The sequence below is a fragment of the Vibrio sp. AIC-3 genome (genome assembly GCF_013114515.1).
In the GTDB taxonomy this organism is placed as follows: Bacteria; Pseudomonadota; Gammaproteobacteria; order Enterobacterales; family Vibrionaceae; genus Vibrio; species Vibrio crassostreae_C.
The window spans coordinates 1-23354 of the sequence record NZ_VTXG01000041.1; the positions used below are offsets into that span (position 1 = coordinate 1).

General features: G+C 43.2%; 20 protein-coding genes and 1 tRNA gene. 12 read left to right on the forward strand and 9 right to left on the reverse strand.

Features of this window, described 5'->3' with window-relative positions:
• Positions 1-369 precede the first annotated feature (369 nt).
• Both F0229_RS20070 and F0229_RS20075 read left to right on the forward strand, forming a co-directional pair.
• A complete protein-coding gene (locus F0229_RS20070; protein ID WP_017060532.1) occupies positions 370-1767 on the forward strand; it encodes an FUSC family protein in 1398 nt (465 codons plus the stop codon).
• A gap of 40 nt (positions 1768-1807) precedes the next feature.
• On the forward strand, positions 1808-2347 hold the full coding sequence (locus F0229_RS20075; protein ID WP_017060533.1) for an isochorismatase family cysteine hydrolase: 540 nt from the start codon (positions 1808-1810) through the stop codon (positions 2345-2347).
• 125 nt (positions 2348-2472) lie between these two features.
• Here the strand turns inward: F0229_RS20075 and gltX are convergent, their stop codons facing one another.
• Positions 2473-3900: a glutamate--tRNA ligase gene (gltX, locus tag F0229_RS20080; RefSeq protein ID WP_017069020.1), complete on the reverse strand. Its 1428-nt coding sequence runs from the start codon at positions 3898-3900 to the stop codon at positions 2473-2475.
• A 300-nt stretch (positions 3901-4200) separates the two neighbouring features.
• Here gltX and F0229_RS20085 point away from each other — a divergent pair, with 300 nt between their 5' ends.
• Both F0229_RS20085 and F0229_RS20090 read left to right on the forward strand, forming a co-directional pair.
• Positions 4201-7005, forward strand: a complete 2805-nt coding sequence (locus tag F0229_RS20085; RefSeq protein WP_171733542.1) for a heavy metal translocating P-type ATPase — start codon at positions 4201-4203, stop codon at positions 7003-7005.
• Positions 6995-7435 (forward strand): DUF411 domain-containing protein, encoded by a 441-nt coding sequence (locus F0229_RS20090; protein WP_017064149.1) that lies wholly within the window; start codon positions 6995-6997, stop codon positions 7433-7435. The genes F0229_RS20085 and F0229_RS20090 overlap by 11 nt, the downstream gene beginning before the upstream one ends.
• A 261-nt stretch (positions 7436-7696) precedes the next feature.
• Here the strand turns inward: F0229_RS20090 and F0229_RS20095 are convergent, their stop codons facing one another.
• Positions 7697-8389, reverse strand: coding sequence for an oligogalacturonate-specific porin KdgM family protein (locus F0229_RS20095; protein ID WP_017064150.1), 693 nt, complete (start codon positions 8387-8389; stop codon positions 7697-7699).
• Positions 8390-8922: 533 nt separating this feature from the next.
• On the reverse strand, positions 8923-11574 hold the full coding sequence (locus F0229_RS20100) for a beta-N-acetylhexosaminidase (protein WP_171733543.1): 2652 nt from the start codon (positions 11572-11574) through the stop codon (positions 8923-8925).
• A 404-nt stretch (positions 11575-11978) separates the two neighbouring features.
• Between F0229_RS20100 and F0229_RS20105 the strand changes: the two genes are divergently transcribed.
• Together F0229_RS20105 and F0229_RS20110 are read left to right on the forward strand one after the other, a co-directional pair.
• Positions 11979-12857 (forward strand): TraB/GumN family protein, encoded by an 879-nt coding sequence (locus tag F0229_RS20105; protein WP_171733544.1) that lies wholly within the window; start codon positions 11979-11981, stop codon positions 12855-12857.
• 131 nt (positions 12858-12988) lie between these two features.
• Positions 12989-13411, forward strand: coding sequence for a hypothetical protein (locus F0229_RS20110; RefSeq protein ID WP_171733545.1), 423 nt, complete (start codon positions 12989-12991; stop codon positions 13409-13411).
• Positions 13412-13495: 84 nt separating this feature from the next.
• Here the strand turns inward: F0229_RS20110 and F0229_RS20115 are convergent, their stop codons facing one another.
• From F0229_RS20115 to F0229_RS20125, 3 genes are read right to left on the reverse strand one after another with little or no spacing between them, the layout of a single operon-like run.
• Entirely contained in the window at positions 13496-14332 is an 837-nt protein-coding gene (locus F0229_RS20115; RefSeq protein ID WP_017064153.1) for a CsgG/HfaB family protein, read from the reverse strand.
• Between the two features lie 16 nt (positions 14333-14348).
• Positions 14349-14759, reverse strand: a complete 411-nt coding sequence (locus F0229_RS20120) for a curli assembly protein CsgF (protein ID WP_102333662.1) — start codon at positions 14757-14759, stop codon at positions 14349-14351.
• A gap of 10 nt (positions 14760-14769) precedes the next feature.
• On the reverse strand, positions 14770-15246 hold the full coding sequence (locus F0229_RS20125; RefSeq protein ID WP_017064155.1) for a curli production assembly/transport protein CsgE: 477 nt from the start codon (positions 15244-15246) through the stop codon (positions 14770-14772).
• Positions 15247-15559: 313 nt separating this feature from the next.
• Here F0229_RS20125 and F0229_RS20130 point away from each other — a divergent pair, with 313 nt between their 5' ends.
• The 3 genes from F0229_RS20130 (at position 15560) to F0229_RS20140 (ending at position 18290) form a co-directional block, all read left to right on the forward strand.
• Positions 15560-16171: a hypothetical protein gene (locus tag F0229_RS20130; protein WP_017064156.1), complete on the forward strand. Its 612-nt coding sequence runs from the start codon at positions 15560-15562 to the stop codon at positions 16169-16171.
• Positions 16172-16254: 83 nt separating this feature from the next.
• Positions 16255-17127: a hypothetical protein gene (locus F0229_RS20135; RefSeq protein ID WP_017066861.1), complete on the forward strand. Its 873-nt coding sequence runs from the start codon at positions 16255-16257 to the stop codon at positions 17125-17127.
• A 494-nt stretch (positions 17128-17621) separates the two neighbouring features.
• On the forward strand, positions 17622-18290 hold the full coding sequence (locus F0229_RS20140) for a LuxR C-terminal-related transcriptional regulator (protein WP_017064159.1): 669 nt from the start codon (positions 17622-17624) through the stop codon (positions 18288-18290).
• 102 nt (positions 18291-18392) lie between these two features.
• Here the strand turns inward: F0229_RS20140 and F0229_RS20145 are convergent.
• Positions 18393-18469: transfer RNA gene (locus tag F0229_RS20145), tRNA-Pro, on the reverse strand.
• Between the two features lie 255 nt (positions 18470-18724).
• Between F0229_RS20145 and F0229_RS20150 the strand changes: the two genes are divergently transcribed.
• From F0229_RS20150 to rluF, 3 genes are all read left to right on the forward strand, one after another.
• On the forward strand, positions 18725-18865 hold the full coding sequence (locus tag F0229_RS20150; protein WP_017062321.1) for a DUF3149 domain-containing protein: 141 nt from the start codon (positions 18725-18727) through the stop codon (positions 18863-18865).
• Positions 18866-19035: 170 nt separating this feature from the next.
• Positions 19036-19617, forward strand: a complete 582-nt coding sequence (gene smrA / locus F0229_RS20155) for a DNA endonuclease SmrA (RefSeq protein WP_171733546.1) — start codon at positions 19036-19038, stop codon at positions 19615-19617.
• A 176-nt stretch (positions 19618-19793) separates the two neighbouring features.
• Positions 19794-20927 (forward strand): 23S rRNA pseudouridine(2604) synthase RluF, encoded by a 1134-nt coding sequence (gene rluF, locus F0229_RS20160; protein ID WP_017064161.1) that lies wholly within the window; start codon positions 19794-19796, stop codon positions 20925-20927.
• A gap of 106 nt (positions 20928-21033) precedes the next feature.
• On the opposite strand, the gene ybaK is transcribed toward rluF, so the two are convergent.
• Together ybaK and ushA are read right to left on the reverse strand one after the other, a co-directional pair.
• Positions 21034-21507 (reverse strand): Cys-tRNA(Pro) deacylase, encoded by a 474-nt coding sequence (gene ybaK, locus F0229_RS20165; RefSeq protein ID WP_171733547.1) that lies wholly within the window; start codon positions 21505-21507, stop codon positions 21034-21036.
• A 104-nt stretch (positions 21508-21611) separates the two neighbouring features.
• Complete coding sequence (gene ushA / locus F0229_RS20170; RefSeq protein WP_017064163.1) at positions 21612-23273, reverse strand: bifunctional UDP-sugar hydrolase/5'-nucleotidase UshA; 1662 nt, start codon at positions 23271-23273, stop codon at positions 21612-21614.
• Positions 23274-23354 lie beyond the last annotated feature (81 nt).

Here is a 23354-nt window from a genome sequence, read left to right on the forward strand (position 1 = left end):
CAACAAGATAAAGCTAATCAAGCGAATGGGGTATGGGTATCGAGATACCGACTACTTCTTCTTGAAGATAAAAGCGGCTTTCCCCGGAAAGCCGCGATGAACCTAAAATAATCGGAACAACTAGCCAGCTTAGAAGAACGATAAACCTGATGTTCTATCGCTATTAACTATTAGAAGATCTATCGATCATTATCAGCATCGAACAATATCGTATAAGTAGAGTGACTGATCGCCCCCCTCCCCCTGAATGTTAAACGATGCAATAGAGTTGCTATATTTGATGGATCAAGGCCTTCAAACTAGAGTTTAGGCTGACCAAAAGATCAGGCAATATCCTCGTATTCGATCCCTCTGCCGCTAAACCCCACTATGCTACTCATTATAAAGTCACTGAGCACTCCAGCCAAGAATGCCATAAAGGTTGCCCTAGCATTTTGTTTAGCTATCTACCTTGCGTTGTATTTTAACCTTGAGAAGCCTTACTGGGCGGCTATCGTGGTCAATATATTGGCCATCACTGATACTATTACTGCTGGCAAGAAAAAAGGCATTCTCAGATTGTTGGGGACGCTTTGTGGCGCGTTTGTCGGGCTTTGGTTAATCGCTGTTTTTGGGCAAGATCGATATTATTTTTTAGCAAACATCGCACTGTTACTCGCAATTTGTATATACATGGGTTCCGATCCGGTCATCGGCTATGCTTACATTACGGCATTTATTGTCTGCATCCTGCTGGCGATATCTGGCAGCTTTGATGGTGTAGCTACATTTAATATTGCGGTACTAAGGCTGCAAGAAACCCTGCTTGGCTTCGTGGTCTATACGACCATCTATAGCGTGGTTTGGCCTGAGGATGATGACACACGCTTTAACAACGAAGTCAGTGTTGTTTTAGAGGCGATGTCTCCCCTCATTCATTCACTCGCTTACAATGACTCAGCGCAGCGTTTCCAGTTACACACGAGCTGCGAGTTAAATATTGAAAGCCCGACCTTCAAAGCGCTGAACGATCTGATGCGCCTGCCCGATTTGCATGGCCGTATGCCTGCCAGAAAGCAGTGGAAGCATCAACAGCAAACTCAAGCAATCTGGGTTGCCAAACAGTTACTGCAAAACGCCCATGATCAAGGGGTTGATCACAATGATTTTTCGATACTTAACCAGGCTATGGCTTTTATTGAAGCATCATCGGTTAATGTCGATTACAAGCCCCCTTTTCCAGAGACAGTCAAACAATTCTACCAGGGTAACTTTAAGAAAAAGCGCTTATTTGCCCGATTACTTGACAACAGCCAGCAACGATTAAGCAATACGTTAGTCGGCACAATGAGCTTCATCTCAGCAATTCTAGTCTGGATATATCTACCAATATCATCGGGAAGTCTGTTCATCATTAACAGTGCCATTTGCGCCTTGATATTAAGCAACATGCCTAGGCAAATGATAAAGCACTGGACCATTGGCTACTTAGCCTTTGGGTCACTGTTCCTCATTCAGTATGTTCTGCTGTTACCTTCGATGACCGAAGTATGGCAATTAATGGCATTTTACTTTGTTAATGTCTTTACGGTGTATCGCCTGTTCGCTGGTAATCAGTGGATGGTCTATCGAGTTCTCGGGGGCAACCTATTAGTAATGATTACCATGAGCGCAACGCAACTTGTGCCTGTTTATGACGTCACTACCCCTTTGAACCTACTCATTTATATGATGGTTGCACTGGCTTTCATCCGCTTTTACACCCGCTTAATACACCGTAAAAGTTAACCACTATAACCTCACACAAAGACCACTAAGGCATAAAGTAATGAAAATGAGTAAATGCTCTGCGCTTGTCGTTATCGACCTGCAACAAGGTATCGTTGATCAATTACCGGAAACCGTGTCCCGACCGATCATAGAGAACAGCCTTGCTCTCTGCGATGCATTTGATGATGCTGATTTACCCGTAATTATTGTTAATGTAGCCGGTCGTCCACAAGGCCGAACGGAACTGCAAAATAAAGCGGCTCAGCCTGACGCATCAAAGATCGTATGGGGAGAGGTCATCGAAAGCCTGCGCCTAAACCCTAATTATCGCTATCTAACCAAATATTCCTGGGGTGCATTTACCAACACAGATTTGCAGAAGCAGCTTTGTGAGCAAGGTATTACGGATATTTATCTGACCGGGGTAGCAACAAGTATTGGGGTCGAATCAACGGCTAGACAAGCATTTGAACTGGGTTATAACGTGGTGATTGTCGAAGATGCGATTGCAGATATGAACCCGATGAACCACCAGCACAGCTGCCAAAATATATTCCCAAAACTCAGTGTTTTAGCAAAAGCTCAAGACTTGCTATAACTGTCTCGTCCTAAAATACGTTGACCGTATTTTCATTAAACAATAAAAAGCCGACAGCGAATTAAGCTGTCGGCTGATGATCGTTCTATCTCGAGTACATTCTATCTCAAACAAGAGAAATAGGATTAAGCGTTAGCTTCACGCTCAGCAATGAACTCAAGAGCCATCTTGATGCGAGCGATTACGCGCTCTTTACCAACAAGCTCCATCACTGCATCAACAGAAGGAGACTGACCGCCGCCTGTTACTGCTACGCGAAGTGGCATACCGATTTTACCCATGCCGATCTCTAGCTCTTCACATACTGCTGCGATAACACCGTCTTTGATGTTTGCAGTCGTGAAATCTTCAAGCGCTTCAACCTTAGCAAGCGCAAGCTCTAGTGGGCCTTTAGCAACACCACGTAGGTGCTTCTTCGCTGCGCCAGCTTCAAACTCAGAGAAATCTTCGTAGAAGTAACGAGATTGCTCAGCAAGTTCGATAAGCGTGTTACAACGCTCGCCAACTAGCTTGATCACTTCAGTGATAGCTGGACCGTTTGTTGTATCGATCTTCTGTGCGTCTAGGTGCCATTGCAGGTATTTTGCAACGTACTCAGGCTCAGATGTCTTGATGTAGTGGTTGTTCAACCAAAGTAGCTTATCAGTGTTGAATGCAGAAGCAGACTTGCTGATAGCGTTCAGGCTGAAGAATTCAATCATCTCTTCTTGAGAGAAGATCTCTTGGTCACCGTGAGACCAGCCTAAACGAACTAGATAGTTGTTTAATGCATTTGGTAGGTAACCTTCATCGCGGTATTGCATTACAGAAACAGCACCGTGACGCTTAGAAAGTTTCGCACCGTCATCACCAAGAATCATTGCACAGTGAGCGAACGTTGGAACTGGCGCGCCTAGTGCTTCATAGATGTTGATTTGACGAGGTGTGTTGTTGATGTGGTCTTCACCACGAACAACGTGTGTGATACCCATGTCCCAGTCATCCACTACTACTACGAAGTTGTAAGTTGGTGCACCGTCTGTACGACGAATGATCAGGTCATCAAGTTGGCTGTTTGCGATTTCAATGCGACCACGGATTTGGTCATCAAATACTACGCTGCCTTCTTTAGGGTTACGGAAACGGATAACGCACGCATCGCCTTCTTTTGCTGCTTCGTTTGCTGCAACAATTTTAGGGTGGTTAGCATCGTAGCGAGCCATTTCTTTGTTTTCTTCTTGCTCTGCACGAATTTCATCAAGCAGCTCTTTAGACGCGTAGCATTTGAATGCTTTGTCTTCAGCAAGTAGCTTATCAACCATTTCGTTGTAACGGTCAAAACGCTTAGATTGGTAGTAAGGACCTTCATCCCATTCCATACCCATCCATTGCATGCCTTCTAGAATTGCATCAACCGCTTCTTGAGAGTTACGCTCAAGGTCTGTGTCTTCGATACGTAGAACGAATTCACCGCCTTGGTTTTTAGCGAATAGCCAAGAGTAAAGTGCAGTACGTGCACCACCAACGTGAAGATAGCCAGTTGGGCTAGGAGCAAAACGAGTTTTAACCGTCATTTAAATACCTTGATTATGTAGGTGATTCTTTTAGTGCTCGCCATTACAAAGCCTGTAACAGAAAAATATCACTAAATTTTGGGCGCTATTTTATCACCACCGCTTAAATCTACAATCAGTAGTGAATGATTAATGCGCTGTTGTTGTACGAAAGCCGTTATTGAAAGGCCAATTACGCCCTTAAAGTCGTAAATAGATAGTCTTAGCAAGTAGATTATAGCCGCACATTCTTAATTTCCCTCTTCCATTCCAAACTGAAACCACCAGCTAGCACTCCACCAAGATCAAATTCTTGAATTTATGTTTGACCTTACCCTTACGGGAAGGTTTATGTTAGGCGTAGATGAGAATTGGAGTATCGATATGAACTACTACACAACGGCGCTCAACGGCCTAAATTGCATGGGTTGCGCGAAGAAAGTTCGCACACTGTTTAGCGATCTCGACAGCACGATGATTAATGACATATCGCCGACCTACATCGATATTTCGACTCCATTTAGTTACATTCAGCTCAACGAACAGTTAGCAACGCTTGGCTATTCTATGGGTAATCAGCTGCACCTTTCGCTATCCGGTCTGAGTTGCGGCAAGTGTGTGAGCAAACTGACTAAAGCGCTTGAACAAACTGAGCAAGCCTTAAACCTAGAAGTCAGCAAACAGGAATTATCACTGGTTACTCTGCTTTCTGAGTCTGAGGTGATTAAGCTGGTCGAAAGCCTGGGTTACCACGCAGCTCCCTACTCAGAAACGAATGACCTTTCATCGAGTTCAGATTTAGAAGACGAACAAGCAGATAAAAAGAGTGAAGATAAAACCGCAGCTAGCCAATATACCTATCACCTTGTTCTTGAGGGGATGACTTGTGCGAGTTGTGTCTCTTCGGTAGAGAAAGCACTGAAAAAGAATGAGTTTGTCGACCAAGCTCAGATCAACCTTGCCGAACAAACTGCCTTGGTTTTCACCTCCAAAACACGAGACGTCATCGAAAGCGCGCTAATAGAATCCGTAAAAACCGCAGGTTATGGTGCAGAGTTCGTTGATGACGCGGCGACTCAACAACAAAAACAGCAAGAACAACAACTTCGTACCCAAAAAGCTTTCCTAAAAAATTCGGTAAGCGCGCTGCTTATCGGTGCTCCGCTGATGGCGTGGGGTCTGTTTGGTGGCAGCATGACTATTGCTACATTTAACGACCAATTGGCTTGGGGCTTAATCGGTGTCGTCTGTTTGGTACTGCTAGCCACTTCAGGTCGTAGCTTCTTCACCAATGCTTGGCAATCCTTGATGCATAAACGCGCGACCATGGACACGCTAGTAGCTTTGGGTACAGGAGCAGCATGGTTCTACTCAATGTTGGTTGTGCTCATTCCATCGTGGTTCCCTGAAGCTTCTCGTCATGTCTATTTTGAAGCAAGTGCGATGATTGTTGGCCTTATTTCTTTAGGTCACTACATCGAAGCCAAAGCCAAAGCGCGTACCACAAAATCTTTACAGGCATTGATTAACTTACAGCCTCAAAAAGCGGTGGTTATTGTCGATGGCAAAGAACAAACCATCGCAGTAGAAGCGATTCAGGTAGGCATGCAGGTACGAGTAAAACCCGGAGAAAAAGTACCGGTTGATGGTGTCGTAGTCTCAGGTGAATCTTATATCGATGAGTCGATGCTGACCGGTGAACCACTGCCCAAAGTCAAAACAATAAATGATGGCGTTTCTGCGGGCACTATTAATGGGGATGGTAGTTTAATTATTGAAGCGACTGGGATTGGATCAAGCACCATGCTGGCTCGGATCATTCAAATGGTTCGCCAAGCGCAAAGCAGTAAACCAGCAATCGCCAAGCTTGCCGATTCTATCTCAGCCGTTTTTGTTCCGGTTGTGGTCGCAATCGCAGTTGCTGCCGCCTTAGTTTGGTTTTTTGTTGGCCCACAACCAAGCGCCAGTTACATGTTAGTGGTATCAACCACAGTGCTGATCATCGCTTGTCCATGTGCCTTAGGCCTTGCGACACCACTTTCAATTACTGTCGGCGTTGGCAAAGCCGCTGAGTTTGGCGTTCTGATCAAAGATGCCGATGTGTTGCAATCTGCAAGCAAAATTGATGCTGTCGTGTTTGATAAAACAGGCACCCTAACCCAAGGTAAGCCAACCGTTCAGCAAGCCTTTTATGGCGATTTATCAGAACAAGAATTACTGGCTTGTGCTTATTCAGTAGAAGTAGGATCTGAGCACCCACTTGCCAAAGCCGTTTGCCAATATGCAGAGAGCTTGGAAGTTTCAGTACTCCCACACAGCGAATTTGAAAACCAACGAGGGCTTGGGGTTCAAGCAACAATTAACGGCAAGAAAGTGCAAGTTGGCTCGCTTAAGTACCTCACCCAATTAGGTATCAATACAGAGGTTGGCGCGGATTTCATCGAGCTTTGCCGCTCGCAAGCGTGGACGCCTATTTTCATTGCGATTGACCAAAAACTGGAAGGCATATTGGGCATTTCAGACGCGTTAAAAATAGATAGCAAACAGGCGATAGCTCAACTAAAATCCGCCGGAATTCACACTGTGCTATTAACGGGCGACAACGACTCTGTAGCTCAAGCGATAGGTAAAAACGTCGGTATCGACGAAGTGATTTCAGAAGTGCTTCCAGAGCAGAAAGCTCAACACATTGTTCAGCTGCAACAGCAATATAAGAGTGTTGCCATGGTCGGAGACGGTATTAACGACGCGCCTGCACTTGCTCAAGCAGATATAGGCATAGCAATGGGTAGCGGCAGCGATGTGGCGATTGAAAGTGCGCAAATGACACTACTCAACTCGTCGCCATTATCTGTCAGTAACGCGATTGAGCTTTCCCAAGCGACCGTGAGAAACATGAAGCAAAACCTGTTTGGTGCCTTTATCTATAATTCACTTGGTATTCCAATTGCGGCTGGTGTGCTCTACCCATTCTTTGGATTTTTACTTAACCCTGTCGTTGCAGGCGCTGCGATGGCGATGTCATCAATCACCGTAGTCAGCAATGCCAACAGATTAAGACTGTTCAAACCCACTCATTCTAATATCAACAAAAACCATATTCATGAGGTTAACCATGATTCGTAAAATTATGACTCTTACTGCACTCGCTGCAATCTCAGGACAAGCTTTAGCTACTGATGTTCTAAACCACAAATCTCCATACTGCGGCTGCTGCACAGAATGGACTGAACATATGCGAGATGCTGGGTTCGATGTTACTGAGAAGCTCCACGATGATATGAACCCAATCAAGCAGAAACTAGGGATAACACAAGAGCTAGCCTCTTGCCACACTGCAGAGATCGACGGATACGTATTTGAAGGACACATTCCAGCAGATGACATTAAAGCCTTTCTAGAAAACCCACCACGTAATGCGATTGGTTTAGCGGTTCCGGGTATGCCAATGGGTTCGCCAGGCATGGAATATGGGGATAAGAAAGACGAGTATTCTGTGTATGCGTTTAATGAAAAAGGTCAGGTGTTTGAATACCGTCACTACAACGGGAAATAGAACCTAAACAGACCAACACACAGCAATAAAAAGAAGTCATAAAAATAGAGCCTAGCATTCAGTAATCCCAAGACTGTGGTTTACTTGCTAGGCTCTTTGCTTTTGGACAGTAAAGCAAATCTTGTCGCGGCACCAACCGGGCTGTTAGTACCGCTATGTTCCCCTCGCTAATTAGCTAGCAAGCTATTTAGCAAAAAGCTATTTAGCGAAGAAGCTCACTCGGCTAATAATCTAATAGACTAAGCAACCAAGCGAATCAGCTTAGAAGCCGTAAGAAGCACCGAATACGAATGCGTTGTTCTGCTTAGAATCGCCGTTTGCGAAATCTACACCGTTAGCTTGGCTACGGAACTCAAAGTAAGGTTGAACGCCTTGACGAGTCCATGTTGCACGTAACTCGTGGTCCATCGCTTCAGCATCAATCATGTATACGTTGTTGTAGCTAAGCGCTAGGTCAGCATTCACTGTGTAAGCAATGCGGTTATCCATGCGGTAGTCTGTGTCAGCATTAGCTGAAGTATCATCGATGTGTGCACGAGTACGGTTACTAATAGAGATGCCGTTGTCGAAGTTGTAACCGATCTTAACTAGTGGACGGAACTGAATGCTTTCGCCTGCAGAGAATAGGTGTTGGTAACCCGCAGCAACCCATAGGTTGTCAGTGATGTTGAAAGATTGCTCACCACCTACAGTGATGCCTGGAGTAGTATTACCTGCACCGCCATTTTCAGATTCAAGTTTGCCCAGTTGGATACCATCAAACTCAGAATAAACCGTGAAGCCGCCTAGAGAGTTGTCAAACGTGTGACCAGCTTCTAGCGTAGAAGTCATGTCAGAACCGTGGATACGGCCATCGTCATGAATTTGGATGTTACCCGTTACGTAAGAAGAACCAGCAAAAGCACTAGAAGCGAAAGCAAGAGAAAGAGCACTTAGAGCGATAATTTTTTTCATAGTAAACTGCCTTAGTTTAATTTTTTCAGCGGCACATCTTCGGTACATCATTCACCTTCACCGCTTGAGTAGTTGGTAGCCTCCCTGGCATGAAATCTATGTTGCTCGAATTAATTCGCGTTTAAAAATAAAAGGGACAGCAGAGTGATCCCTCTCACTATCAAAAAAAGACAAGTTATTTAAAACTTTAAAATCAACAACTTAAAAACATAAAAATTGATAAAAAACTTAAGATGGAAAAATATACAGATCGGGATCATGTTATTTCACGAAGAAAAATTAGATCTAGATAGTTGAATCACATCTGATTTAGAGTTTTTTACAGGGGGCTTATTTTTTGAAGAGAATAATGAGAAGCGCGTCACTTTTGGGATTAAAGTCACCTTATGTGCATTGTTGATGATATGACCAAAGGCGATTTCTATATGTTTCAGTTTTGGATATGCACCTAATTCGCAGTAAACAAAAAGAGCTCCCGTTTTATCTTGAATAAGATAAAGGTCAGGAGCTCTTCTACTAATAGTGCTTATCGATTATTTAACTGAGGTCACTCGACTTACTTTCTCACCACTTTCTGAAATAGAGCGGATGTAAGTCTCACCAGAAACTGATGGACGTTGTTGCTCATCGTATGTTAGCCAGTTTTCGCCATCAGCAGAGTATTGCAGCTCTACACCTGGGAATTGAACGTTCATCGCTAGCTTACCGTCAACAACCTTCGCACCTGGAACTGGTAGTCGGTAATCAATACCCGCTTTTTCTAGCTTAGCTAGCTCACGTTGACCAAGAATATTCGCGAAGCGATTAAAGTCGCTGTTCAACGCTTGCTTATTCACTAAGTTAGTTTCTTGAGAGTATTCAACACCAACCTTGTAGTCGTTTTCCCAATCTGCTCGGTGCCATGCGCGCTCTGCTGCTGCCAATACGCGAGGGAACACCATGTATTCATATTGCTCGTCAGTACGTACTGTTTCTGACCAAAGTTGAGCTGACAGACCGTAGAAAGGTTTCGCTTCAACCTCACCTTTACCACTGAAGCCATTGCCATCACGGTCTAATGATGTTTCTGCGTTTTGTGGCATGTTTTCTGGTGCGAAGCCAAACATCTTACGAGTATCGGTTGCACGTGTTGCCCAGTAGTAACCACGCTCAGCTGCATCAACTTCGTATGGCATATCCATGTATACGTAGTCTGGGTTAGAGACAATCACGTCATACCCTTTTGCTGACCAATCGTATACTGATGAAGTTCCGCCCCAGTAAAGAACGTCCCAGAAGTTCACGCGTGTACTTTCGGTCGCAAATGCTTCCTCGCCTTCGCTGTATTTCAGACCATCTTGCCATGCTTGGAAGTGTGGAATACCCTTCTCAGCAACAATCTTAGAAACCTGTTCTGCGAAGTGGCTTGGTAAATGACCGAAATCGCTTACAGTACCATCAGCGATCAATGACTGACATTGTGGTGATTGTTGGAACGGCTTATCTTGCTTAGACAAATCGATGTTGCCTTTCCAAGCCACTTTATCTTCTGCATTAATATCTTGTAAGCCTGCGCCTAACTTGATGTTTTTCGCTTCATCGCCGCCGAAGTGCCAAGTCGTTAGCGGTACGCCCGCTTCTTGGTGCATTGCCGCCACTTCAGAGATTACTTTATCGACGAAGTGAGTTGATGACTCCATACATGGGTTAATGAAGCTTTGCTTATCGTAGAACTGAACCGTGGTTACATTCGATGTATCTTGCGGATCCATCAAGCGGTATTCGTTCGCTTCTGCTTCTTTGCCTTCCGCCATGAGACGAGTGTAACGCGCTTCCATTGATACCACAGCTGAACGAGCGTGTGCTGGCATATCAATTTCAGGGATAACTTCGATGCTGCGCGCTTTAGCGTAGCTTAGGATCTCGACGTAATCCGCTTTACTAAAGAAACCAGAGCCAAAGTTGTCTGTTGTTGGACCAGAACCTAGCTGAGGCAGTAAGCAGCTTTGTTCATCCAAATCAAAACAACGATTAGACCCTACATCCGTTAGCTCTGGTAAACCTGGAATTTCTAAACGCCAACCTTCATCATCCGTTAGGTGAAGGTGCAGTTTATTCATCTTGTATGCCGCCATTTGATCTAGCGTTGCTAGGATGGCATCTTTTGAGTGGAAGTTTCGAGCAACGTCCACCATCACACCACGATAATCAAAGCGAGGCGCATCTTTAATTGACAGTTGTGGTAATGATTCAGCGTTCTGACTATCTATTAGGCCAAAAATAGACTGAACTGCGTAGAAAGCACCCGTTTTATCAAACGCTTTAATTGCAATCCCCTCTTCCGAGATGCTTAGTTCATAAGCGCCAGATTTCGCTAAATCACCCGTAAACTGAGTAGGAACAACAGCGACACTCACAGGTAGGTCGCCACTCACATCTACGTTTACCACATCTGCACGTTCTTCAATTGCTGCGAATTGCTCAGCGTCGAATGCGTCTTTAGGTAGGGCAATACCACCAGCAATGCTAACTGAACCTTCACCGGCTTCTACCGACATTGGCGTTGGTAGTAAAGTAGTTGATACGTCTTGCGTTGCTAGATCAGCATTCTTTTCAAAACGCGTCACCGCTGTCGCCATTACGTTATTATCATCAGGCGTACGCTTAAGGTTATTACCCTCTAGACCAGTTACGAACGATGCAACATCTTCTGTATTCAATGATGCAATCATCTTAGGTTCTGCGTTTGGCGCCGTCACGAATGCACCTGGCATAAAGTCAGTTTCAAACAGTTGCCAGTATTCACTCGTTAACGGAAGAACCACTTCTTCACCAACCGCAAAGCCGTCAAACTTTTCAGTAGGTTCTAGCTTGTGAAGGTCACCAGTAACGCGAGTGATCTTAAATTGCTCATTATCAACATCTAAAATAAGACGAATACTGTGGAAGTAGATGCTCCAATCTTTAGAGTCAATCGCTTCACCGTCATTGGTTAGCGTCATGTTCACTTTATTACATGACGCCCATTCAGCACCTAGGTCCTGACAAACCAAGCCTTCATTCGCACCATGATTAGTTAGAATTTCGTACTGAACATCAAGATTATCAGCCAGTGCATTCACTACTTTTTGTTCTGGTGCTTGCGTTACTGCACAACCTGTTAGGCCAGCCAATACCGCTACAGATAGTAAGTTTCTCTTCAACATCGTATTCACCCATAAATTAAAAATTGAGTAAGAAGCAAAATGGAGCGCTTCGAAAGTTAGATAAACTATATGGGCTTATTTTTTACCGTGAATTAAATCGAGCTAATAAAGTGATCGGCTTCAAATCTCAAAAATATTGATAAATTTAATTTAAATAAAATCATCAAGTTACAAGCAACGGCACTTCCGTCATTTTAATTTTGACGTAAAATTTGAGAAATGAATCACAATCTTTTTTACCGATTTCATAAAATCGTGTCGTTGTTACTGAGAAAGGTTTAAGAGTTTTTTGGTGTTGTTATACTTTTCGTACAAACAACGTGACATCGTTCTCAAAAAAAACCGTTAAAAAACAACGTCAAAATCGATTTTGACGAGTTTAATACTTCCTAAAGGAGCTCCCTTTGCGCCCATTCTTCTACATGGTTTTATTCGTTCTCGCTTTTTCAGCTAGGCAAGCGGTCGCCGAGCCCCTTTATTGGCAAGCAAAAAAGGATGAACTGACACTCACTATCTTAGGTTCCGTGCACGTTGGGGACGAGAGTATGTACCCCCTTCCTTCGGCGATCACCGACGCGCTAAAAAACAGTGATGGCTTAATTATCGAAACGGATATCAGAAAGTCTGATGGCGTTGTATATCCCCGCAACAAACTCACGACTGCCGATGTACTCAATACAGAACAGCTGCAATTATTAACCGACATATCAAAATCATTGGGCATGCCGACGCAACAACTGCTTCGCTCACCGCCTTGGGCAACTTCTCTCTCCATACAAATGCAGCAGTTAAAAAACCTTGGTTATGGCTCCGCCAGCGGCGTTGATGCGACGCTAGCGAACAAAGCGACTACCCAAGATGTTCCGGTTATCAGTTTGGAGCCTCTGCAATTCCAAATAGACCTGATGACAAAACAAAAGGACGACGGTAAAGAGTGGTTAGTCAGTAGCCTTGAAGAATTTGACCAAACTGATCGCGTGGTTCATTGCCTGATTGAAAGCTGGAAAGCGGGTGATTTAGCGAAGCTGGAAGCCTTCTCAGAACTGTCAGAGATGTCGCCTGAACTTGAGAAAGCATTCTTAACCGATCGCAACATAGACTGGGCAAACAAACTATCCTCCAATGATTGGAAGCTTAAGACTAAAGGGAACTACATGATAGTAGTTGGTACCTTGCACCTAATTGGAGAAGGTAACCTTATACAGTTATTAGAAAAGAAAGGCTTCAGTGTCATTCAGCAATCACAAAGCCAATCAGCCCAATGTCAATTTGAGACTAGCTAAAAAAGCTAACGATGCTCAACCTCATTTTGTTTTCGTTATAAAAGCATTTCCTTAATAACAGAATCTTTACATTTAATAGCACCATTGCAGTGCTATTATCTTTCGCTCTTTTTACCTATGGCGTTGTTCTAATGAAACCAGTACTTTTTGCTTTCCCTTTAGCCCTCACGATGCTGATGCCCTCAATAGCCTCAGCCAAAGAAACATGCACCATCGAACAGTTTCAGGCGATAGACATACAACCGGATACCAAAGGCGGTGTATTAGATAAAGAAAGCGGACAGTTTTTGATTACAGAGAAACCACCGATGCGCTGCGCCAATATTACGTTCACAACATCTACAACACGAAACCGTATCGCAAGCCAAATGAACAACAATTTTGAAGCAAACTTTTACGACAACCAAACGGGAAGCACTCACTCGGTGACGTTTGATGAAGATGAAATAAAGGCAGGTTACATTCGAATAGGCCCGAATAAGCCAGCGGAAGCGTATGTTTGTTTTGTTACCTCGGAAACACCGATAAAAGATATTACGTGTGATGTGAATTGATCATTGAGTTGCTTGAAGAAAAAAACAGGGCTAAGGGAAAGGTCCGTTTTCCGCATAGCCCTATTTTGCTGCTTACTCGGTAGCTTAAAGTATGTCTGTACTCGCTTCGGAATAACGTGCGATAATCGGATTTTCTAATGCATTCGGATCGCTCGGCGACCACATTCCACGCTTCATTCCTTTCACAATCAAATGAATCACCGCGGCATCAATAGCAGACATCACAGCAATATTGACCGGTTCATTTTGGCTATAGCCCATCTCTACTTCTAACAACTCTTTGTAGTCAACAAAGCGAAATGCACCGAAGCCGATTTCATGGGAGGAAATGGTTTTAGTCGTCGTGACACTCAAAAGAACTTGCCCAGTTCGAACATCGACGGCTCTCAAATTCACCGTGACTTGATCCGTTCTGTATTGCCCGGAACCACCAATACCTAGATACTTGGCGCCAGCTCCTCCGGTAACAATATTCGAGTCATAAGCCACAATCCCGCCTTCGATGACGATGTTAGCGGAACTCAAAGACGACAAGTCTGCCCCATGATTATTTACGACCTTATCTTTTTTCTGAGCCGCTCGAATGATCTTACGTTCAGTCAATAAGTTTTGGAGCCCTTCACGCTCCAGAGGTACAAACCACTGAGAGTCGATAAGTGCTGTCGTCAATAAAGACGTCCCACCCTGTGGTACCGCTGTCGAAAAGTTACTGTTTGGCTGAGGTTTATACTGTCCCGTTTGATCTCTAAAATCATAAACCGAAACAAGTATTTTACCGCGAGGCTGAGGTAATGAGATCAGGTCCGTATAAGTCGATCCTCTCGGCATCAACTTTGGCGTTTCAGAAGTCTCTGGAATTTGCATAGAGTAAGTGCACCCTCCCAACACAAAGGTCAAGAAGACGATAATGATCGATTTCATAACACAATCCTTGTGATTAGAGGTCGGGGTTTAATCCAGAAACACTGATTTCTGTCGATTCCCCAGTCTCTTTATCGACGATTTGAACCAACAAAGTCCCGGAATCATCCACAATATTCAGGAAAAAATCATCAGTTTCCAACTGCCCCGTATTTCCGTTACCTACATCAGCAAGCAATTGGCTAATTAAACGGGACTCTAAACTAGACGCTAAACGATCTAAGGCTGATTCTTGCTCATCAAAGATATCCCTTGCACTTGGGTCTTCATAATCATTGATAGCATTAGCGTGATTAAAAAGGTGAGAACTGTTTAAAGCGTTTCCGCCAAAACTTGGATTTACGGGCGTATAAACTAATTCGCTTGAGTAAACCGAAGGCGAAACTATCAGCGCAATGAGCGCGGCCTTTCTGAAAAATATCGACATCCTTGGCTCCTTAAAATTCATCATGGTCTAGATCGTAAGTGTCCTGAAAGATCCGTTCCGCTTGCCATCGGATGATGTAATTCCCAACCACTCGTGTTGCATCGGCAGCGCGTTCTTTCGCTTGTCTACGACCAGGGGACAACGCCGTACGGAAGATCGGTTTTCTAGAGTGTTGAACCTCTATGATGCTTCCTGATAACGCCGTTGGCCTTTCTTTTACCGTCAAATTTTCCTTAAGGTCGGGATAACTATCATTGAGCGATTGCGAGAAGAAAAAATAGAAATCCTCTCCCAACCGCGTAATGGTTCTGTCCACAATGATTCCATCGACTTCACTGAAGTCATTGAATTTTTCCTTAAGATTATTTGTCGAGTCCTCAAGTTTTTGTCCATTTTCTAAAGGAGCAGCATTTTCAAGACCATGACTCTTTTCTTCTGCATGAAGAGCAAAGGAAAGCAGAGTTATTGTAAGCAGCTTGATTTTCATATGTGCTCCCATTCAAAGTCTATTTACAAAATGAGAATGTGATTCGTTGAAACAGAATAAAGCGTAATTCATGCTTACAGTGGCATATATAAACTTTCGAATTAATTACTGAAGGGAATTGATTAACTAAGGTTGGTAGGATTCGGTCAAATACTAATTAAATTTCATATGAACAACTAAATATTTTCAACTTTAAGTTTATAGCTGTTCGTAAATTCAAGGCCTAGGATTTCGATAAGACAAAGGTTCACTCATTCCCTACGCAGTTTATTTTCGTAGGGATCATAATCACGAACACTTTAAGGTAAAGATGATGGTAATTGGGAAAGCATCACTTATCAGCTTAACTTGTTTATATTTTTTATCAGGAGGTTTTAATAATGCTATCGCGTCAGATATAGAAGGGGATTTTTTACATAATGTTAATCAAGATATAGTCAATGATTATAATTATTTAGAAAGCTTCTCTTCTGGAGATTTAGATAATTATTCAGAATTAAATATATCTAATGCTACTGATTCAATAGCAATAATAAAGCAACGCAGTCCTGGTATTACCGCGAACAACAGAGCGAAGATAACGCAAAGCGGAAGTTCTAACTCCGCATACATTGGTCAAACAGGGCGCAATAATACCGCCTTAATAGACCAGAATGGTTCAAATAACGATGCCGCAATTGGGCAACTCGGAGTAAATTCTGAAGCGCTTATTTCCCAAGACGGGAATAACAATTTAGCAGTTATCGGACAAGCTAACTTCTCAAGACAGAGTAGTCAGCTGAGCATTGACCAAAAAGGCAATGGCAATACTGCTTATTTGGTTGGTTCTGGAAGAAGTAATTTAGGAATTTCTCAAGACGGCAATGACTTTGCTTTAGTAAAAGCATCTAGCTCGATGAGAATTCACATCAATCAAGCAAATTAGCGCGCAGTATGGAAGCTTGATTCAAGTTGCTTCTCTGTGAAGCAACAACAACGTCGACATGGAAATGTATAAGGATACAACTTATGAAACTTACACAAATTGGAATGTTAGTCGGTGCCATCATTAGTTTGAATGTAGCTCACGCAGATCCGCTACCCGCTCCCTATCCAGCTTCAGCTCCTGGAACTGGAGTGATTGAAGGCACAACCGATCTTGGTATTGACGCAGCCCTTACCGCTGCAGCTGGCGGAGTAACGATCCCCTCAGCTAGTGACAACACAGCGCTTTGGCAAATGGGTAATGGTGCCAGAGCTAATGTAACTATTAATCAAAACACGTCAGGCACAACAGATGGTCACACAGCATTGGTCGATACGCACGCGAGTTACAAATCTGATGTAGTCGTTGAACAAAGCGGTAACCTAAATGGAGCACATGTTCAACTTAGAGGTTCGTATAACAATGCTCTAATTGACCAAAACGGACAATCTAACCAAGCACGCGTTCAAGTTGAGCAATACGGTAACTTTAACGATCTTCGTGTAACACAAATGGGTGATGACAACATTTCCGTTACCGTAGCTCTTGGAGGAGCAGACAGCAACAGAGCCGAAACGACTATATATGGCGATTCAAACCAAACATATACAGAATTCAGTAACGGTGACGTTGACTACAATAACGCTGCAATTGATATCAGCGGTGATGACAACTACGTACAGACTATTGTTAATAATAGCGTAGGTGGTGGTGATTGGAACGATGTCGACATTGATCTAATGAACAGTGACGATAATAGAGTATTCGTTCTACAAACAGGTTCTCATTCTGATGCGGTCGTTCAATTACAAAACAGTAATATGAACCAATTTACGGTTGAACAAACATCACATGATAGTGCTGTCGTATTAGGTAATGGTGCTTACGGTAATGTCGGTATTATTTACCAAAATTAATATGAGTGTCAGTGCATACATTAAAACGGCGCTAGTCGCCGTTTTATTTATTTCTTTCCATTTTAATGGATTTTCTTCTGATTTAAATTCAGTACAGTGCCTGATAAAAAATAAAAGTCTTATTCTGACCATAAATAACAGTATGGCATCTTCATTAACGTTGAGTACGAGCACCAACTCTAATTTCAACCAGAATACGAATAGTGGTATTACAACGTTGATTATTAATATAAATCAGTTTCCTGCCACTATAAAACTTCACCCAAACAAGGGGATCTGGAAAATTCATAAAGACTGTACAATCAATAAAATAAAACCATAAATCTCGGTAATTCCCTCTTTCTACTTAAGTATTATTTTACCTTCGACAATACTATTAAATTAATTTCATAAACTTGATGAATAATTAGCTTTAAAAATTAGCAAAATAACAATACGTGCTTTAAACTAAAACACCTAAAGTTCAAGTAATGAGTTAAGAAAAGGAGTTCCACATGGCTAAACTGGAGGCTCATAACGCCATTTTACTTGCGGAGAACAATTTACAATCGATACTACTAAAAGAGTCTATAGAACAGAAAGTTAACCTGAACATAAAACTCATATCACCGGAAAGGCTCAGTGCTAAATCCCTAAAAAACGATGACTTAGTTCTGATTATTATTGATTTCCCGACAATGAGTAAGCAATACATTGAGAAATACCAGGAGCTCAGAGATGACGTAGCAAGTGATGTCCATGAAGTGCTACTCAATACACCAGGCGATTTCCCGCACTCTGAAATGCTTAAATGGCAGTATCTTGTCGGCATTTTTTATACGTCGGACACGCTTGAAAAGCTCGTGGCCGGCTTTAACTGCATTTTGCAAGGCGAGATGTGGATGAGTAGAAAGCTCATTTACCAGTACATTAGCTTCTACAGAGAGAGGCAGTGCGCGAAAACCAGTCCTTATTACCTCAAGCTCACCAAACGCGAGCAGCAGATCATTAAGTTACTCGGTGATGGAGCATCTAACACTCAGATAGCAGATACCCTCTATGTCAGTGAGAATACGGTCAAAGCACACCTTCACAACACGTTTAAAAAAATCAAGGTGAAGAATCGCTTACAAGCTTTGATCTGGGTTAAGAACAACGTTGCGACAAATGAGTTTGTCCAATAGACCTAACTCTCTGCCCTCAACCATAAACAGTCAATGCAGTTAGAATGTAGAAATCCCAAATACAAAAAAGCCGTAGCATTTCTGCTACGGCTTTTTCTAATGTGGTCGGTGAAGAGGGATTCGAACCCCCGACCCTCTGGTCCCAAACCAGATGCGCTACCAAGCTGCGCTATTCACCGAGATATCTAACTGGCTCATTGCCTGTCGATGGAGCGTATAATACGGGTTCTGAATTTATCCGCAAGGGCTTTTTCTCATATTTATTGCGATTTTGAATCGTTCGAACAAAAGACATACAACAACGAGCATGATGTGACAAAAAACACACAGTTACCAACAAGTATTTAACTTATGAAACAGGATTGATCCAGATCAGTGAATTGATAATGCTTGTTAATACACTAAGCCATGTCATATAACTTTGAGGTATACACATGGACTTTTGGCTAGATCTCCTATTTGGTAATGCGGTGGGACTATCTTCAATGATAGTAATCTTCGGGGCTCTGGGTCTCATGATGTTTTATGGAGGCTTCTTCATATACAAAGTTATGACTGAAAAATCTCCTCACTAGAATCGCTCTGCCTAAATCATTTACTTTTAAGTATTCTTTTACTTTATAAGTAAATGTCAAAACGCTTTGCACCGGAGCAGACTTATTGTCTTCTCCGGTTTTTTCATTTTTAAACCTAACCTCAACTTAGGTATACTTACCCTATCCTTCTCCAACTTGAGATACACACTATGTCTCATGATGATGACTTAGATCTATTCCAAGAAATGATGGGCGATGTTAAACGTATCAACCATGACACAGCTGAACACCAGAAAGTACACCGAGTCACCGAATCTCACCTTGCTAAGCGTGAAGCCGCTATGTGGCTGTCTGACGACGAGAAAGACTACTTATCATTAGACTATTCGCCAATGATCAAGCCAGACGATGTTGTTGCTTATAAAAAAGACGGTGTACAAGAAGGCGTATACAAAAAGCTGCGCCTAGGAAAATACCCTATTCAAGCCAAGCTCGACCTTCATAGGAAAACACTGAAAGACGCACGTAACGAAGTGCTTTCATTTTTGCGTCAGTGTTTAAGAATGGATGTTCGTACCGTCATCATTGTTCATGGTAAGGGTGAGCGTTCGAATCCACCTGCAATGATGAAAAGCTACGTGGCAAATTGGCTAACACAAATCAACGACGTTCAATGTGTTCATTCTGCTCAGCAATTTCATGGTGGTACGGGCGCAGTCTACGTAATGCTCAGAAAGAGTAATGAGAAAAAGCTAGAGAACAGAGAGCGCCATCAAAAACGCACCAGTTAATAGGTTGAGATAGATAAATGGACTAGTAACGATTTTGCATCAAGATCGATATTTCGTGCCTAGACTCACACCAAGTGCTAAAATTACCTCAGTTAACGAATTTCAACTCGAAGCAACTATCCAAAGGTTGCTTTTTGTTTATCTATATTTCCGTTGTGAAACGCTAAGAGAATATCATGTCACAAGAATCCCAAGCTAAACGCCTTAATAAATACATCAGTGAAACTGGTTTTTGCTCACGCCGCGAAGCCGATAAGCTCATTGATGCAGGCCGAGTTACTATTAACGGTAAGATCCCTGAAATGGGTACTAAAGTCTTGCCAGGTGATGATGTTGAGATCGACAATAAGCCTGTTCGCTCAAAAGAGAAGCCGATTTACATTGCTCTTAATAAACCAACAGGTATCACCTGTACGACTGAGCGTGATATTCCTGGCAACATCGTCGACTTTATCGGCCACCACAAACGTATTTTCCCGATTGGTCGTCTAGATAAGCCTTCTGATGGTCTTATCTTCTTGACCAACGATGGCGACATCGTAAACAAGATCCTACGTGCAGGTAACAACCACGAGAAAGAATACGTGGTGCGTGTAGATAAGCCGATTACGACGGAATTCTTGAAGCAAATGGGCGCTGGCGTTCACATTCTCGATACAGTCACTTTGCCATGTAAAGTAGAGAAAGAGACTAAGTTCTCATTCCGAATTACGCTAACACAAGGCCTTAACCGCCAAATTCGCCGTATGTGTGAAGCGCTCGGTTATGAAGTATTTAAGCTACGCCGTGTTCGTATTATGAATATCTCACTAGACGGTATTCCTAACGGCAAATGGCGCTACCTGAGCGACGAAGAGATCACTGAAATTTTAGCGATGTGTGAAGGCTCAGTAAGTACGGAAGATGCGTCAAAAATGAACGCGAAAGGTCAACGCATTCGCAAAGCGACTGACGCGAAACTTTTTGATAGCCGTGAAGAGAACCAAGCTTCAACAGCGCGCCGTAATCAAAACGAGAACCGTACTCGCACTTACCGCGGTAACAATGCGGATGAATTCCGTCATGCACCTAATTCAAAGCGTGGCCGCAATTCATCGAATGGTGAAAGCGGTGGTAATACCGAGAACTGGAAATCGAACTCTCGTTCAGAGCGTTCTAATTCAGATAGAAATCGTTCGGATCGCAATCGCACAGATCGCGATAATACCGATCGTAGAAGCGGGAAGCCGGCAAACCGCAGCCAAGATTCAAACAGACCGAACAAACCTGCACCAAAGCGTGTTGGTGGTACTTTAGGTCTGAAGAAGTAGTCTGAATCAGTAAGACGAGACTCTCGATATAAAAACGCCCGCTAGATTAGTCTAGCGGGCGTTTTTGTTGGTCATTCGATAGTTTTATCATCATGACAACGACAATCTATAAACATAAATCAGCAAACTGGCCGCGAGTCAGAAGTGTTAAGTCTTTTGGGTCTAATTCAATCTCTAGCCCACGCTTACCTGCACTCACACATATCGTTTCAAAACCTGTCGCACTGGAATGAACGAAGGTAGGCAGTGCTTTCTTCTGACCAAGCGGACTAATGCCACCAACAACATAACCCGTGGTTTTCTGAGCAATCTCAGGATCGGCCATCTCTGCTTTTTTGCCTTTCGCTGCTTTAGCGGCAAGCTTTAGATTTAGCTTCTGGTCGACAGGAATAACGGCAACCGCCAAATCTTTCGCCACACCATTCAAGCAGAACAACAGCGTTTTGAATACACGTTTGGGATCTTGACCAAGCGCTTCAACGGCTTCTAAACCATAGTTCGTATTATTCGCATCATGATGATACTGGTGCACACTATGAGCGATTTTCTTTTTCTTGGCGAGATTGATTGCAGGGGTCATAACAAATCCAAACGATAGATAAACAAAAAGCGACGCCAAGGCGTCGCTTTAGTTAAATTTATCATGGTGCTAGAGTCAATCTAATTTAGCACCTATTGATACAATTACTTGTAAACCATTTGGCCTGAAGGCGCGTACTTGTTCACGTCAACCGGGCTGTTTGCTTCTAGGTACTCTTTCAGTACTTCAGCATCAACAAAACCAGTATTTACGTAACCTGGGTGATCAGACAGTTTAGGGTAACCGTCACCACCAGCAGCGTTAAAGCTTGGTACTGTGAAACGGTAAGTTTCGTCTAGACGAAGCTGTTTGCCACCGATGAATACATTCGATACTTCACCGTTCGCTACTGTCATAGAGATTCCAGCAAACTGAGCGTAAGCACCAGAATCGATTGGTTTAGTCGCTACTACATTTAGGTAATCCAGAACTTCTTTACCCGTCATGTCTGTGTAAGTCAGGATGTTTGCAAAAGGCTGTACCTTCAGTACATCTTTGTAAGTAACATTACCGGCTTCAATTGAGTCACGAACGCCACCAGAGTTCATCACAGCGAAGTCTGCTTTTGCACGCTCCATGTGAGAAGTCGCAATCAAACGACCTAGGTTGGTCTGTTGGAAACGAACGACGTTACGATCGCCTTCAAGCTTGCCATTTGTCTCAGCGATTTGAACTTCTAGCTGTGCCTGACCTTGCTCTTGGAAAGGACGTAGGAATTCAAGTAGCTCTGGGTCTTGTGCGATTTCATCTTGAATAAGAACACGTTGCTTCTTACCGTCGATCTTAACTTTCTTCTTAAGGTTAACTGGAATCAGGTCGTAGCTCACCATCTCTAGCTCGCCATTACGGAATTCGTAATCAGCACGACCTACGTACTTGCCCCACTCGTGAGCTTGAACGATGTAAGTACCGTTCTGTACGTCAGGCTTACACTCATCACCCGGCTTGAAGTTTTTCTTCGCAACGTTAGGGCCTTCCATACATACAGGCTCTTGAGAGTGACCACCAACGATCATGTCTAGATCGCCTTCGTTTAGGTAACGAGCAAGTGCGACATCACCCGGAGCATTAACACCACGTTGGCCATTTTCGTAGTGACCCATATGAGTCACAGCAAAGATTAGATCCGGTTTTTCTGTTTCTTTAAGTTCAGCGATTAGCTTCTTCGCTTCTTCTTTAGGATCACGGAAGTCGATGCCTGCGATAAATTCAGGGTTACCAATCTTTTGGGTATCTTCAGTTGTTAAACCAATAACCGCAATCTTGATGCCTTGCTTTTCGAACATCTCGTAAGCTTGGAACTTACGTTCACCTGTCGCTTTATCGTAGATGTTTGCAGATAGCATTGGGAAGTTAGCCCAGTCGATCTGCTTTTGTAATACGTCTAAAGAGTTATCAAACTCGTGGTTACCCAATGCCATGGCATCGTAACCAATTTTGTTCATACCTTTAAAATCAGGTTCTGCGTCCTGAAGGTCTGACTCTGGAACACCCGTGTTGATGTCACCGCCAGATAGAAGCAACACGCTACCGCCTTCTGCTTCAACTTCTGAACGAAGTTGGTCAACTAGCGTTTTACGTGCAGACATGCCGTATTCGCCATATTTATTCTGCCAGAAACGACCATGGTTATCGTTTGTGTGAAGAATCGTTAGCTTGTAAGTTTCGTCTTGGTTCCAATCATGAGCTGATTGAGACGCACACCCAGCTAGAGTAGCTAGAATTGCAGCACTTAGTGCTGTCTTTAGAATAAGGCGTTGCTTCATTGTCATACCTTTGAACTTTTTAGGGAATCCACTGCTTTTTATAATCTATTGCGACCCCTTTCCTGGAGTTCGAACAATAAG